This window comes from Methylomonas defluvii (assembly GCF_033949435.1).
GTDB lineage: Bacteria > Pseudomonadota > Gammaproteobacteria > Methylococcales > Methylomonadaceae > Methylomonas > Methylomonas defluvii.
Genome location: NZ_JAXARY010000043.1, coordinates 1 through 12,984 on the forward strand (window position 1 = coordinate 1; position 12,984 = coordinate 12,984).

Annotated in this window: 13 protein-coding genes and 1 pseudogene; 8 read left to right on the forward strand and 6 right to left on the reverse strand. The window is 49.9% G+C overall.

Translation table 11 applies throughout. The features are described 5' to 3' along the window. The 4 genes and pseudogenes from QLH52_RS24030 to QLH52_RS24045 all read left to right on the forward strand — a co-directional run. Nucleotides 1-216: pseudogene (locus QLH52_RS24030) on the forward strand (hypothetical protein); the annotation flags it as partial. A gap of 394 nt (nucleotides 217-610) precedes the next feature. Next, a complete protein-coding gene (locus QLH52_RS24035; protein ID WP_165385901.1) occupies nucleotides 611-772 on the forward strand; it encodes a hypothetical protein in 162 nt (53 codons plus the stop codon). 166 nt (nucleotides 773-938) lie between these two features. Next, nucleotides 939-1,160, forward strand: coding sequence for a hypothetical protein (locus QLH52_RS24040; protein WP_033157545.1), 222 nt, complete (start codon nucleotides 939-941; stop codon nucleotides 1,158-1,160). Nucleotides 1,161-1,517: 357 nt separating this feature from the next. Beyond that, entirely contained in the window at nucleotides 1,518-2,612 is a 1,095-nt protein-coding gene (locus tag QLH52_RS24045) for an L-dopachrome tautomerase-related protein (protein ID WP_319963230.1), read from the forward strand. Here the strand turns inward: QLH52_RS24045 and QLH52_RS24050 are convergent. Beyond that, on the reverse strand, nucleotides 2,609-3,544 hold the full coding sequence (locus QLH52_RS24050) for a LysR family transcriptional regulator (protein WP_319963231.1): 936 nt from the start codon (nucleotides 3,542-3,544) through the stop codon (nucleotides 2,609-2,611). The two genes, QLH52_RS24045 and QLH52_RS24050, sit on opposite strands and share 4 nt — an antisense overlap. Before the next feature lie 459 nt (nucleotides 3,545-4,003). Here QLH52_RS24050 and amoA point away from each other — a divergent pair, with 459 nt between their 5' ends. From amoA to QLH52_RS24070, 4 genes are all read left to right on the forward strand, one after another. Next, nucleotides 4,004-4,756: a bacterial ammonia monooxygenase, subunit AmoA gene (gene amoA / locus QLH52_RS24055; RefSeq protein WP_319963232.1), complete on the forward strand. Its 753-nt coding sequence runs from the start codon at nucleotides 4,004-4,006 to the stop codon at nucleotides 4,754-4,756. A gap of 11 nt (nucleotides 4,757-4,767) precedes the next feature. Then, nucleotides 4,768-6,006, forward strand: coding sequence for a bacterial ammonia monooxygenase, subunit AmoB (amoB, locus tag QLH52_RS24060; protein ID WP_319963233.1), 1,239 nt, complete (start codon nucleotides 4,768-4,770; stop codon nucleotides 6,004-6,006). Between the two features lie 16 nt (nucleotides 6,007-6,022). Then, nucleotides 6,023-6,796, forward strand: a complete 774-nt coding sequence (amoC, locus tag QLH52_RS24065) for a bacterial ammonia monooxygenase, subunit AmoC (RefSeq protein ID WP_319963234.1) — start codon at nucleotides 6,023-6,025, stop codon at nucleotides 6,794-6,796. A 453-nt stretch (nucleotides 6,797-7,249) separates the two neighbouring features. After that, nucleotides 7,250-8,485: an MFS transporter gene (locus QLH52_RS24070; protein WP_319963235.1), complete on the forward strand. Its 1,236-nt coding sequence runs from the start codon at nucleotides 7,250-7,252 to the stop codon at nucleotides 8,483-8,485. A 217-nt stretch (nucleotides 8,486-8,702) separates the two neighbouring features. Here QLH52_RS24070 and QLH52_RS24075 read toward each other — a convergent pair whose 3' ends face one another. The 5 genes from QLH52_RS24075 to QLH52_RS24095 form a co-directional block, all read right to left on the reverse strand. Next, nucleotides 8,703-9,413 (reverse strand): hypothetical protein, encoded by a 711-nt coding sequence (locus QLH52_RS24075; RefSeq protein WP_319963236.1) that lies wholly within the window; start codon nucleotides 9,411-9,413, stop codon nucleotides 8,703-8,705. A gap of 9 nt (nucleotides 9,414-9,422) precedes the next feature. Next, nucleotides 9,423-9,758 carry a hypothetical protein gene (locus QLH52_RS24080; RefSeq protein WP_319963237.1) on the reverse strand — a complete coding sequence of 112 codons (336 nt, stop codon included), beginning with the start codon at nucleotides 9,756-9,758 and terminating at the stop codon, nucleotides 9,423-9,425. A gap of 139 nt (nucleotides 9,759-9,897) precedes the next feature. Continuing rightward, entirely contained in the window at nucleotides 9,898-10,458 is a 561-nt protein-coding gene (locus QLH52_RS24085; protein WP_319963238.1) for a DUF4760 domain-containing protein, read from the reverse strand. Nucleotides 10,459-10,808: 350 nt separating this feature from the next. Beyond that, on the reverse strand, nucleotides 10,809-11,606 hold the full coding sequence (locus QLH52_RS24090) for an SDR family NAD(P)-dependent oxidoreductase (RefSeq protein WP_319963239.1): 798 nt from the start codon (nucleotides 11,604-11,606) through the stop codon (nucleotides 10,809-10,811). Between the two features lie 54 nt (nucleotides 11,607-11,660). Next, nucleotides 11,661-12,662: an NADP-dependent oxidoreductase gene (locus QLH52_RS24095; RefSeq protein ID WP_319963240.1), complete on the reverse strand. Its 1,002-nt coding sequence runs from the start codon at nucleotides 12,660-12,662 to the stop codon at nucleotides 11,661-11,663. Nucleotides 12,663-12,984: the final 322 nt, after the last annotated feature.

Sequence of the window (12,984 nt, forward strand, 5' to 3'; positions counted from 1 at the left end):
GCGCCGAGCACCGGAGCTTTTGAACGGATCAGCCCGTTAGGGGCGATGCAGGGATGCATCGCGTTGCCGAAGGGGCAGGAAGCCCCTTTCGGCAACCCCGTTCAAAAGCGAGGAGCGCAGGGAATAAGCGGCATCCGGGTGGCCTTTCTTTTGGTGACTTTTCTTTGGCCAAACAAAGAAAAGTTACTCGGCAGTCGGGCCGAGACCCGACATTAAAACCAGCCGTCGCGCTAGCGACACCTAATAACACCAACCGCATTGGCATCATCCCCGAAATCTCAAATCCCGCCCGCGGCACCGCCGCGCAGAAAAATTATTCTTATCCGTTGATAACCTAATAAGAGGGCAGTTTTGAGCTAATTGGGAACGCAAACCCAGCCACGCTAAGGTCAAAAATCCCACGTCAAACAAGCTGCTAAACCACCACTCACACAATTCCGCGAATTTGAATGACGGTAGCTATATTGCGCTACAGATTGCAAAAGTTCCGGGCAATTTGTTGCCATTAAGGAAACAAATCATGCATTAAATGCCTGATTGTAAATATTTTTGGCAGGTATATAGTGAAGTCGTACTTACAAAGCGACTAAACATAGTCAAGGTGGACCCCATGAATATTTCAAAAAACATTTATAGAGACGTGATGATTGGCTTGTTTTTTGTCACCGGCGTGCTCAGCTTCGTCTCCGGTCAATTTATCCTATCCACACTCTTATTTGGTTCCGCATCATTGGCCAGTAACTTGAATCAAGCAACACCTGCGCGGGTTTAAGAGTGTAGGCTGACCGCTATTGGCACTTGTGGCGCAGACTTAAATGCCGGCATTGCTAATCACGGCGGAACCTTATGGGTATTTTTATAAACAAACCCAAATCTTAGACATATTAAAGATCCTTACAGTCATTCACTGCCAAGCATAAAGCCATAGGAGAAATACCATGAATTTACGTTACGCAAATATGAAAAGTGCGCTCGAATTTTTATATGCGCCTCCCGTCACCCTGGCGATTATCGAATCATGGAGCGATGACGAGTTTGATGATGTGTTGGACTGGATTGAACAAATGACTCGTCGCAATTGGCATCGAATACTTCAGCGACCAGAAGTGTTCGTGCAACAAAGGCCGGATGTTTTGAATGTATTGGATGTTGAAATGTAATGGATAAATTCAAATACGGCGTTTTTCTGGGAGTTATTATTAACTCGCCCCCTAAATACCATTCGCCTTGAGTCTATCGAAGGGGGCGCCAGCCTGGGCTTAGATGGGCTCAGCCCGAACGGCACCCGTGTCACATTTTTCCGCTCTAACCAGGGGTTGAGCTTAGATTTTCCCGCAACTTGGCGCTGCGGCTATCTGGGTATAAAAACCTTCACTTCGCTATCGCTGCGCTTCCAAAATTGATTACGCCAATCATCATCAATGTACTGAATGGTTCGTGATGAATGGATGTCATTTAACAGGGCTCTAACGATCCAGTATGGTGTTGCCTAACCCAACAACTTACTGGAGATGATAATGAACCGTGGAATCCTATTTTGCACCGCCATGGTGTTTGCAGCCTTTGAGGCTTTGGCGGATGGCAACTCTCATTTTGATGTATTCGCCAACCTCGATACCGGACCCGGCAACGTCACGGCGACAGCCAACGGCCGGATCATCATGAGCCAACATCAGTTTTATCAACCGCAATACACCGTGGTGGAATACAAGGATCAAACCTTGCTACCGTTTCCGAATAAGGAACTATCTGCGGCCGATTCGACGGCGCCGAACAAACTCGACTCGGTGCTGGGTATCCGCTCCGATAGCAACGGTATCGTCTGGATGCTGGACAACGGCATGCGCAGCGGCGTGACGCCCAAGCTGGTCGGCTGGAATACCAAAACCAACAAACTCCAACGGCTGATTTACCTGCCGGCCCCGATTGCGCCGAAAGATGCGTTCGTTAACGACTTTGCGTTGGATACCCACCACAATCATGCCTTCATCAGTGACCCGGCCGGTGGCGCCAATGCCGGCTTGATCGTGGTCAACTTGTCGACCGGCGCGGCCCGGCGGGTCTTGGAAGGCCATAAAAGCGTGGTGCCGGAAAACGTCGATTTGGTCATCGATAATGTGCCGATTCAGGTGAAAACCCCGGCGGGCGAACTCGTCAAACCGCATATTGGCGTGAATCCGATTACCGAGGATTTAGCCAACGAATGGGTTTATTTCGGACCAATGCACGGCCTCAGTCTTTACCGGATTAAAGCGGCGGATTTGGTCAACGAGTCGTTAACGCCTGAAGCACTCGCAAAACAGGTGGAACGCTACAGCGACAAACCGATTTCGGACGGCATCAGCATTGATGAAAACAACAATATTTATCTGGGGGATTTGGCGAATAATGCGATTGGCGTGATCGCGCCTAACCGCCAATACCGGCAATTGGCGCAATGTCCGCGGCTGTCATGGGTGGACTCATTTAGTTTCGGTGCCAACGGCCAACTCTATGCGGTAGTGAATCGCTTGCATCGCTCAGCCACACTGAACGGCGGCGACAATCAATCCAAACCGCCTTACTTCCTGTTGAAGGTCAAAGCCTTGGCCGCGGGCCTGCCAGGACGTTAAAGATTGATTTGGGATGCGCTTATTGTCCGGCCTATGCTGCTGATTTGCTCGCGCAACCAGCCATGGGCCGGGTCTTTTTCCCATAGCGGATGCCAAATCATCGCTAAATCGTAGTCCGGCAAACTCACCGGCACCGGTAATACTTGCAGCGGCACCAGTTTCTGAAAGGCGATGGCCAAGCGATAAGGCAAAGACAAAATCATATGGGTCTGAGCCACGATCAAGGGTGCCGATAGAAAATGCGGCACGATGAAATTGATACGCCGCTCCAAGCCCAACTCGGTCAGTTTTTCGTCTATCACCCCCAATTTATCGCCGGTTCGAGAGATCAGCATGTGCGTCGCCGCCAAATAGTCCTCCAGCGACGGCGCGGCTTGGATGCTGGGATGATCCTGCCTGACCACGCAAGCCATGCGATCCATGAATAAATGTTCGCAGTGCAAATGCGCGGGCGGATTCAGTACCGAGGCAAAGCCCAACACCACATCCAGACTACCGTTTTCTAGCTGCGCCAACGGAAAAGCAGATTCCGTGCGTTTGACATGAATGTCCACGCCTGGCGCCGACTGCTCAATCAATTGCGACAACTCGGGCAAGATCAAAAACTCCATGTAATCGGTCGCGGCGATGGTGAAACGGCGCTGACTGGAAGCCGGATCGAAGGCCTGAGGAGCCTCGAGCAAGCGTTCCATTTCCTGTAATAGACTGCGTACCGGCTCCACCAAGGCCAGCGCCAGTGCGGTCGGCTGCATGCCGGTGGGCGATTTAACCAAGACCGGATCGTTCAATTGCTGGCGTAAGCGATGCAACGTATGGCTCATCGCCGACTGCGTGACGAACATGCATTCCGCCGCGCGGGTGACATTGCGCTCGCGCATCAAAACATCGAATGCCAGTAACAGGTTTAAGTCGAAAGTGCGTAGGTTGGCCATGTGGAATTTCCCCAAAGTAAATCACTGCCACTAAGTTAAGGTGGAACAGTCCCTTCTCCTTCCGGGAGAAGGTTAGGATGAGGGGGTCAAATAGGGCTTTTGCTTTTTATTCTCCTCACCCCAACCCTCTCGGCAAATGCTCCTGCTTTGCTCTACCTCTGGCATCCATGCCATCGTCCATCAGGAGAGGGGGCTTTTTTCTTAACTTAATGGCAGCGTCCAAAAAACTGGCTGCATACTAAACAATATCGCTGCTGGCCGGTATGAACAGTCTTGATGATGGCGGATGAAATTTCACCATTTCACAGCCAGGCCGTTTCTCCCTACCTTATACCCCGAGCGCGTCGTCCAAGCCTACAAGGTTTAACTCCCCCCAAGGGTAGCTTTTCGGTTGGCGGCGCGCCCAAATACTCAATGGCAACAGCCATTCACTAAAACGCATTACGGGGGATTCTTACCATGTCTGCACAAATTCCAATTTCAACATTCAAACCTTATCGGGGCGAAAAAGCCCGGCTAGCCAGAGCTTACGATTATCTGATTCTGGTACTGGCCCTATTTTTATTCATCGGCTCGTTCCATCTACATTTTGCCCTGACCGTCGGCGACTGGGACTTCTGGGTCGATTGGAAAGATCGGCAATGGTGGCCTTTGGTGACGCCATTGATCGGCATCACCTTTCCAGCGGCTGTTCAAGCTGTGTTATGGGATAAGTTCCGGCTACCTTTGGGCGCCACGCTCTGCGTCGCGGCCTTGTTGCTCGGCACCTGGGTCACCCGCGTGTTTGCCTATCACTACTGGAACTTCTTCCCCATCAACATGGTGCTGCCGGCGACCATGGTGCCGGGTGCCTTGGTGTTGGATACCTTATTGATGCTCACCAACAGCTTGACCATCACCTCGATTTTTGGCGGTGGCGCGTTTGCCTTGTTGTTCTACCCCACCAACTGGCCAATTTTCGGTATGTTCCACCAAGCGGTCGATTACCACAACAGCCAGCTTTCGGTGGCCGACGTGTTCGGTTTCCAATACATCCGCACCGGCATGCCGGAATACCTGCGCATCATCGAACGCGGCACCTTACGCACCTATGGTCAGTACGCGACGCCATTGTCGGCATTTTGTTCGGCGCTGTTATGTTCATTGATGTATCCGCTCTGGTGGAAAATCGGCAAATTGTTCGCTGATACCCGTTATCTGAAAAAAATCTAAGGAGAACAGCCATGAAATCATTTTTTAAACCTTGGCTGTTGGCAGTGCTTTGCATCAACGTATTGTCGATATTTGCCGTACCCATCGCGCAGGCCCATGGCGAAAAAGCCCTGGAGCCGTTCATCAGGATGCGCACCATTCAGTGGTATGACGTGCAATGGTCCACGCAAAAATTCAACGTCAACGATGAAGTCAGCGTCAGCGGCAAGTTTCATGTCGCCGAAGACTGGCCCATCAGCGTCCCCAAACCGGAAGCCAGCTTCTTGAATATCTCCACGCCGGGCCCCGTGCTGATCCGCACCGAGCGCTACCTGAACGGTAAACCTTGGACGAATTCGGTGTCTCTGGAGCCGGGCGGCGACTACGAGTTCAAGGTGGTCATGAAAGGCCGTTTGCCTGGCCATTATCACATCCATCCGTTTTTTAATTTAAAAGACGCCGGTCAGGTGATGGGGCCGGGTGTGTGGCTGGACATTGGCGGTGATCCCGCCGACTTTAGCAATACCATTCAAACCATCAACGGTGAAATGATCGACATGGAAAGCTTTGGTTTTGCCAATGGCGTGTTCTGGCACCTGTTCTGGGGCGCGTTGGCGGCTGCCTGGCTGTTGTGGTGGGTGCGCCGTCCCTTGTTCATCAGCCGCTACCGCATGCTGGATGCCGGTTTGGAACATGAACTGATCACCGCTCAGGACAAAACCATCGCCAAGGCGGTGTTAGTCGGCGTGCCAGTATTGGTGTTGGCGCTGAATGCCGTCACCGCCAACAGTTACCCGGACGCCATCCCATTACAAGCGGGCTTGGATCGGATTTTGCCTTTACCGGCTCAAGTCAATGCCGGCATGGTCAATGTTGACACCCTAAAAGCGGAATACAACGTGGCGCAACGTGCCATGCTGTTGCAGTTTAGTATCGACAATCGTAGCCAAGGCGCGGTCAGGATAGGCCAATTTTCCAGTTCCAACGTGCATTTCATGAACGCTGACTTAGCGAGTGTCAACAGCAAACCGGGCAAGGATGACGTCAGTAATAACGGTCTGAGTCTGAGTGACAACACCCCTATCGCCCCCGGCGAACAACGCACCGTCACCGTAGAAGTGCGCGATGCGGCCTGGGAATCGGAAAAGCTGGATGGGCTGATCAAAGATGCGGACAGCCGGCTGGGTGGCTTGCTGTTTCTTTACGACGACGTGATGGGAAAACGCTATATCTCCAGCATTTCCGCCGCCGTCATTCCCAAATTTAATTAATTCAGGAGCACACATCATGGCTACCACGACAGAACACGTGAGCTTAAGCAGCGAAAAACCCAAATCATTGCCTTGGTATTTGACCGACTTACCCAAATATTTAAAAGGCTTTGGCTTTTTAACCGTTATGTACATCAGTTTACGCCTGTATCAGGGCGCTTTTGCCATAGCGCACGGTTTGGATTCCTCGGAACCGGCATTCGAACAATACTGGATGCGGCTGTTTTATATCGAACTGGGGGTGATCGCCGCCGTTGCCAGCGGTTTTTGGGGTTACTTATGGACCACGCGCGACCGGAATCTGGATCAACTGGCACCCAAGGAAGAGATACGCCGCTATTTCACCTTGACGATGTGGATCAGCATTTACACTTTTGCGGTGTACTGGGCCGGCAGTTATTTCGCCGAGCAGGACAACTCCTGGCATCAAGTGGCGATTCGCGATACGCCGTTTACTGCTAACCATATCATCGAGTTTTACTTCAACTTCCCGCTGTACGTGATCCTGGGTGGCTGCGCCTGGCTGTACGCCAGAACCCGCTTGCCCTTGTACGCCAAAGGCATTTCCTTGCCCTTGACCTTGGCGGTGTTCGGCCCCTTCATGATTCTGGTCAGCGTCGGCTTCAACGAATGGGGGCATACCTTCTGGTTTAGAGAGGAATTCTTCGCCGCGCCGATTCATTGGGGCTTTGTTATAGGCGTGTGGTTCGCCTTGGGCGTCGGTGGCATCTTGCTGCAAGGCGTGACTCGGCTGATCGAGCTAATGGACAAAATCGAGGATGCTGAATAAATCTGCTTAGGGATAATGCTGGCATGAAAAGTCCATCATAACTATGGTTGCCGTAAAAGGTAGGTTGATGACAATGGGTGCGGTTCAAGCTGATGTGGAAAATCAAAAAACCGCGAAGCGAAAAAAGCCGAAGGCTGGTTTTTTATCCCCTCATACCGCCCCGAGCATCGCAGCCTTTGACGAGAAATTGCCCGCAGGGGCGCGGCATGGATGCCGCGCGTTTTTCGCAAGGGCTGGGATGCCCTTTCGAAAAACCCTCGACAAAGGCGAGAAGCGCAGGATTAAGGCGGTATGCGGGGCGGCCTTTTCTTTGGTTTCTTTCTTTTGGCCGAGCAAAAGAAAGAAACTCGGCTGTCGGGCCGAGACCCGACTTTTAAAGTGGTCTCGCGAAGCGTTTCCATCCCTTACTAATCAACCCACACGACCATGTTTCAATCCAAGTCCGATGTCGCCATGCCAAAGAGTCACACTGATTCAGTTCACTATGCCTGGGTCATACTCGCGGTCACGTTTCTGTGCTTGTTTATGGCATCGGCACTGCGCTCCGTTCCAGGGATCATCATGCTGTCTCTGGAACAGGAGTTTGCCTGGAACCGGGAAACCATTAGCGGCGCCATTTCACTTAACCTGCTGTTATTTGGCCTTGCCGGTCCCTTTCTAGGTCGATTGATGGATGTCTACGGCGCTAAACGGATCAGCGTTATCACCTTGATTTTGTCGGTGGCTGGCGCTGGTGGCAGCGTTTTTATGCAGGAATCCTGGCAACTGTATTTGCTTTGGGGATTACTGATCGGCGCAGGTTCGGGCGGCACTTCGATGATTATGGGGTCGGCGTTGATCAATCGCTGGTTTCATAAACACCGGGGGCTGGCCTTAGGCATATTGGGCGCTGCTTTCTCCTCCGGCCAGTTAGTATTCACCCCGGTCCTCATGCAGATCAATGTGCATCAAGGCTGGCGTGCGGCGACATTGTTTATCGCCGTCGGCTTGGGCCTGGTGGCTTTACCGTTGGTGCTGAAATTTTTAAGAGACGATCCCGAATCCAAAGGCTTGTCGGCCTATGGCGACCATGGTGTTCATCGAACAGTGCTTAAGCCTGATCAAAATCCCATGCGATCGGCCATGCGCAGTCCGCAATTCTGGTTGTTGGCCTTGAGTTTCGGTATTTGCGGTTTAACCACCTCCGGGCTTTTTCAGACGCATTTGATTCCACACGGCATCGAACACGGCTTCACCGAAATGACCATGGCCATGTCCTTAGGCGTCATGGGCGCAGCCGATGTGTTCGGCACCGTCTTATCCGGTTGGTTATGCGACCGGTACGGCAAGCGCTGGCCGCTGGCGTTTTATTACCTCGTCAGAGGCGCGACGCTGATCGTTCTGCCCAGCATAGATAGCACCGGACAATTAATGCTGTTCTCGATTATTTACGGCATGAATTGGTTGTCGACCATTCCCGCAACCTCGGCCTTGACCGCCGATTTGTTCGGGAAACAAAACGTCGGCGTGGTATTCGGCTGGATTTGCTTTGTGCATCAAATCGGAGCGGCCATTGCCGCTTACAGTGCCGGGTACGTGCATAGTCTGATGGGTGACTACCACTTGGCTTTTGTGGCGTCTGGCCTGTTCGCTTTTGTCGCAACCGGCATCGTTGTTTTTATAAAAGAACCGCAAGTTGTTCGTTTTTAAGGCTATGTGCATTCTATGGTTGGCTTGACCCATTCCCGCCCAAAATGATAACAACCCGTTTTGTGCAATACATGGTTGATTTATTCCTTGGTTCTGGCGGGCCAGGTTTGTGCAAACCGTGGTTGGAATTCAGCGAGGCTGGAACAGGCCAAATTGCGTAGTCGGCCACCAATTCCGGCCGTCAAACCGTCACCAATTCCGAATTTTTACCAAAAAATCACTTCTTAGTAGACTTTATTTGGATTGTCTCATTAGTTTCAATACCAAAGTTACTTTGCTTAGCACTATTATTTTTAATTTCTTTGTCTGACTTATTTTTACCATCGTTTGAGGAGGATTCTGGAGCAGTTGAGCTCGATATTTTCCTGTCGGGATCAAAAACTTCCATTTTGTATACTTCAATCACAAACAGCCAAAAAAATGCAAATGATATGGCAAGAATGAATATACCACTTAAAGATGATTTAAGAGAAACCTTGCCCTTTTCTAGGCTAATCTCTCCACCCATATCACCCAAATCAGTGCCTGCGGCAACTGCTAGCCTGTAAGATATTAGGAGCTGTAAACCTGCTAATATAATTCCCGATATGGTAATGAAGACTACCATCCATAGGACAACAGTGTCATCATAGTTCTGTATATAAAATTTTGATCTTATAATTTGAAAGTCATCTAGTCGCCCTTGGGTTTCCAATTGAAACTTACAAATTTCCATCTGATTCCAAAGTTCGTTTATATCTCCATTTACAGAGTTTTTGCCCAGTAGATCACGAAGCGATTTAACACATTGTGTCATATCTAGCCTGTGGGGTGGCCACTCTACCATTGCCTCACGCTTTGCCTCACCATCCACGAAAACGCTTAATAAAATTACCAAAAAGGCAAAACAAATAAATACGTAGCTTAATCGTACATTTCTAATAATCATAAAATTAACTTATGGAATATATCCACGTATACCATCACAAGCACATGCCATGCCTGAGCGAGGAGGAATATCTCCAGTCACATTGCAACTACCTGAATTTGTTATACATGTTGCACGATATACTTGTGGTCTTGATGGAAATGCCGACTCCTGAGGTTCAGGTGGTAATTGTGATGGCTGGTCAATACTCCCAGATTCAGGAGGACTGCGATTAGCCCCACTTACTTCTCTTTGTACGTTTCTTACTATTCTATCTGGGTGAGTGAGATCACCAATTGGATCCCAAGCTAATGAGATTGACGGAAAAATCGTAAATATAAAAATAACAGTAAATAATTTTTTCATAGAAAACCTAATAATATATTTAATTCATTATTTGCTTCGCGATCAGCACCTAATTCTCTAAAAACAAGAAATATAAACACACCGTAACTGCGCTGGTAAATATTCCTGATATTTAATTTCTATGACTTAGGCAATATACCTATAACTCGTCAATTTTTTTTACAACAGGTAAAGCGCCTGAATCAGATAGCTTTATTATATTTACGCAATCTTGGAGATAGTTCCATCCTCTGTTGTCAGTCTTCGCAACATCAATCAATTCTTTAAAGTAATCGTAATCAGATATAATTATTCTTGTTACGTTGCTTTTATTTATCATATCTCTATCAGCTATATAAGTCACATACCCAATTGCAATATCTTCTAAATGGTTCAAATAATATGCTGCAAGTTTCATCCTATCGCATAGGCTTTGGTCAAAGCTATTTGTATTGGCATAACAGGATTTATAAAGGCGATTTGCTTCTTCTTTGGAAATATTGTGACGAGCATCTAAAGAATAAAAATCATTAAAGCCTGCCAGTAAAGTCTCTCTGTCAGCTCTTAAGTAATTGTGGGCTTCTTTGAGTAGTTCATATGCAGTTTGCTTTCTGCTTCGCTCGTGATCTTTATGAAATGATTCTGAAGCTAAATAGATTGATCCAGCAGTTAAGAAAATTCCCAGGGCGTTTATTATACTTATAACTCTATCCCAATTCATTTTAGAAGTCTCCTTTGCGGAATTGAAAAGGTTTTTCTGGTGTTTATTAGCTAATTAAACAAACAGATAAAAATACATTTTACCCATGCTAAAGGATGGTATATATAAACAGCCTATGCCCCATCTACTTCTTTAACAGAATTAAAAACTAAATTTGATCTGGGCGCTACGTCACTTATGTACCAGTACGTTTGTACTGTATGTAATTTCGCGATTGAGCTTCATTCTGAAATAAATTTAGACATTGCCCATCATCAGAACGCCAGCCAGCGCCACGCTTTTCCAAATGCAATTTATAGCGGCTGGCGGAGTCATCAAAAAATGGCTCATGTTATCCACATCGAAAATGATCAGGATGGAATAGCTAGGCGTGGCGCAGACTTGCCGGTTTGCGTCGCCGCGAAGAGATCGGACCGGTGAGCGTCGTAGCGGTCCCAGTGCCCGGCGTCAGCCAGGGAGGGCCAGGTGACCAACTCGCCTTGGTCGAAACCAGCCAGCGCGGCATCGACAAGATGCTCGGTAGTCATCACCGCTTCTTCCGGAAATGCGGTCAGTGGCATCCCGGCGGTATCCCAAAGTTCGGTGGCTGTGGCGGCAGGCAACACCACTTGAACCCTAATCCCAGTATTTGCCAGTTCTTGCTGTAGACCGCGACTGAAATTGAGCACGAACGCTTTCGTGCCGCTGTACACCGAGCTCACCGGAAACGCATGCACAGCCAATACCGAGGCGATATTGATAATGACACCTTCGTTGCGTGCCTTGAACGCTGGCAGCACGGCATGCGTCAATCGCGTCAGCGCTGTGATATTCAACGCGATCTGCGACAAGGAGTCTTTCACCGGCGCTTCAGTCACAGGACTCAATCTGGCAATGCCGGCATTGTTGACCAATAGACTGATAGCGGGATTGGCAGCGAGAACGGCTTCAAGACCCGCGAGGTCTGTTTCCTTCTCAAGATCGGCCACCCGCGTTTCGGCCTTGATGCCATAAGTCTGCTCTAGTTTGGCAGCGAGATTTTGTAAGCGGTCGCCGCGCCGGGCGACCAGCAACAGGTCGTATCCGCGTTGAGCTAGACGATCTGCGTAAACTGATCCTATGCCGGAAGAAGCACCTGTCACAACAGCGATTTTTTTAGATGAAGTCATGGTTTTTTACCTTTGGAAGTGTTTGAAAAATGTGGTGCTTTAGCTGTCTTCTGTTCACAGCATCTTGAGGACGACTTTCCCCTTCGAACGCCCTTGGGCGAGGTAGATCAGCGCATCTTTGGCTTTCTCGAACGGAAACACCTTGTCGATCACGGGCTTGATACGCTCGGCTTCGAGGAGTTTGCCTATTTCGCCGAGTTGATCGCCCTCGGGACGCACGAAGAGAAATGAGTAAGTGACTTCGCGCTTTCTGGCAAGCCTCATGATCTTGCGGCTCATCAGCCCGAATACGAACCTGAGGAAGAAATTCAAGCGTTTAGCATCCGCGAACGCCGCATCCAGCGGCCCGATCAGAGAGACGATCTTGCCTCCCGGCTTGAGGATGCCGACGGTTCTCTCCAGCTCAGCCCCCTTGAGCGTGCCAAGCACCACGTCGTAGCCGCCCAGCACTTTCTCGAAATCTTGCTGCTTGTAGTCGACGACTTCGTCCGCTCCCAGGCTGCGCACCAATTCAACGTTGCCGGTGCTGGTGGTGGTTGCCACCGTGGCGCCCAGGTGCTTTGCCAACTGGATCGAAAAGGTGCCAATGCCGCCTGAGCCTGCCGGGATGAACACCTTCTGTCCGGCCCGAAGATTGGCGCGTTCCTTCAGGGCTTGCCAGGAGGTAAGCCCGACCATAGGCATCGAGGCAGCCTGCACGAAATCCAGATTGGCCGGCTTCAGCGCGGCGGCGCTCTCCGGCACCACCGCGAATTCGGCAAGCGACCCTTTACCAAGATCGAAGATGCTGGCGAAGACCGCATCGCCGGGCTTGAAGCGAGTCACGCGGCTGCCGACTTCAGTCACCACACCCGCCAGATCGCTGCCCAGCGTAGCCGGAAGCTGAAAATGCAGGACTGGCTTGAACATCCCGGTTGGAATCATGTTGTCGATCGGGTTCAGGCCCGCGGCGTGGACTTTTACCAACAGTTCGTCAGCCTTCAGTGTGGGGCGAGAAATGTCGGAAAAACCGATCTCCGGCGACTTGCTATAGCGTTTGAAGGTGAGGGCTTTCATGGTTAATGTGCTATTCACAAAAAATTCCTTGTTGCTAAGTTCAGACTAAATCGGTGTTGAAATGCGACTTTGTTTCCATAACGCTGGACGACAAACGCCTTCATGACATTTGTGGTTTTTTTATCGCGTCTAGCCGCAGATCTTTACGAAGCCCTGCGTCCAATACGCGAGCAGGCGCAAATCGGCGTAGCAAGCTCAAGCGCTTAGGATTCCGCCAAAAATAACTTCCTGAAATTAGTTGGTTTGAGGAATAGCCCGATAGTTCCAGCGCGGTAGATGTTCGTCGAAAACGATCCGCATGTTTTCAATGAAATCTGCAGCG

Coding starts and splice junctions, on each gene's coding strand:
- QLH52_RS24035 (WP_165385901.1), top strand. CDS start 611: ATGAATATTTCAAAAAACATTTATAGAGACGTGATGATTGGCTTGTTT.
- QLH52_RS24040 (WP_033157545.1), top strand. CDS start 939: ATGAATTTACGTTACGCAAATATGAAAAGTGCGCTCGAATTTTTATAT.
- QLH52_RS24045 (WP_319963230.1), top strand. CDS start 1,518: ATGAACCGTGGAATCCTATTTTGCACCGCCATGGTGTTTGCAGCCTTT.
- QLH52_RS24050 (WP_319963231.1), bottom strand. CDS start 3,544: ATGGCCAACCTACGCACTTTCGACTTAAACCTGTTACTGGCATTCGAT.
- amoA (WP_319963232.1), top strand. CDS start 4,004: ATGTCTGCACAAATTCCAATTTCAACATTCAAACCTTATCGGGGCGAA.
- amoB (WP_319963233.1), top strand. CDS start 4,768: ATGAAATCATTTTTTAAACCTTGGCTGTTGGCAGTGCTTTGCATCAAC.
- amoC (WP_319963234.1), top strand. CDS start 6,023: ATGGCTACCACGACAGAACACGTGAGCTTAAGCAGCGAAAAACCCAAA.
- QLH52_RS24070 (WP_319963235.1), top strand. CDS start 7,250: ATGCCAAAGAGTCACACTGATTCAGTTCACTATGCCTGGGTCATACTC.
- QLH52_RS24075 (WP_319963236.1), bottom strand. CDS start 9,413: ATGATTATTAGAAATGTACGATTAAGCTACGTATTTATTTGTTTTGCC.
- QLH52_RS24080 (WP_319963237.1), bottom strand. CDS start 9,758: ATGAAAAAATTATTTACTGTTATTTTTATATTTACGATTTTTCCGTCA.
- QLH52_RS24085 (WP_319963238.1), bottom strand. CDS start 10,458: ATGAATTGGGATAGAGTTATAAGTATAATAAACGCCCTGGGAATTTTC.
- QLH52_RS24090 (WP_319963239.1), bottom strand. CDS start 11,606: ATGACTTCATCTAAAAAAATCGCTGTTGTGACAGGTGCTTCTTCCGGC.
- QLH52_RS24095 (WP_319963240.1), bottom strand. CDS start 12,662: ATGAAAGCCCTCACCTTCAAACGCTATAGCAAGTCGCCGGAGATCGGT.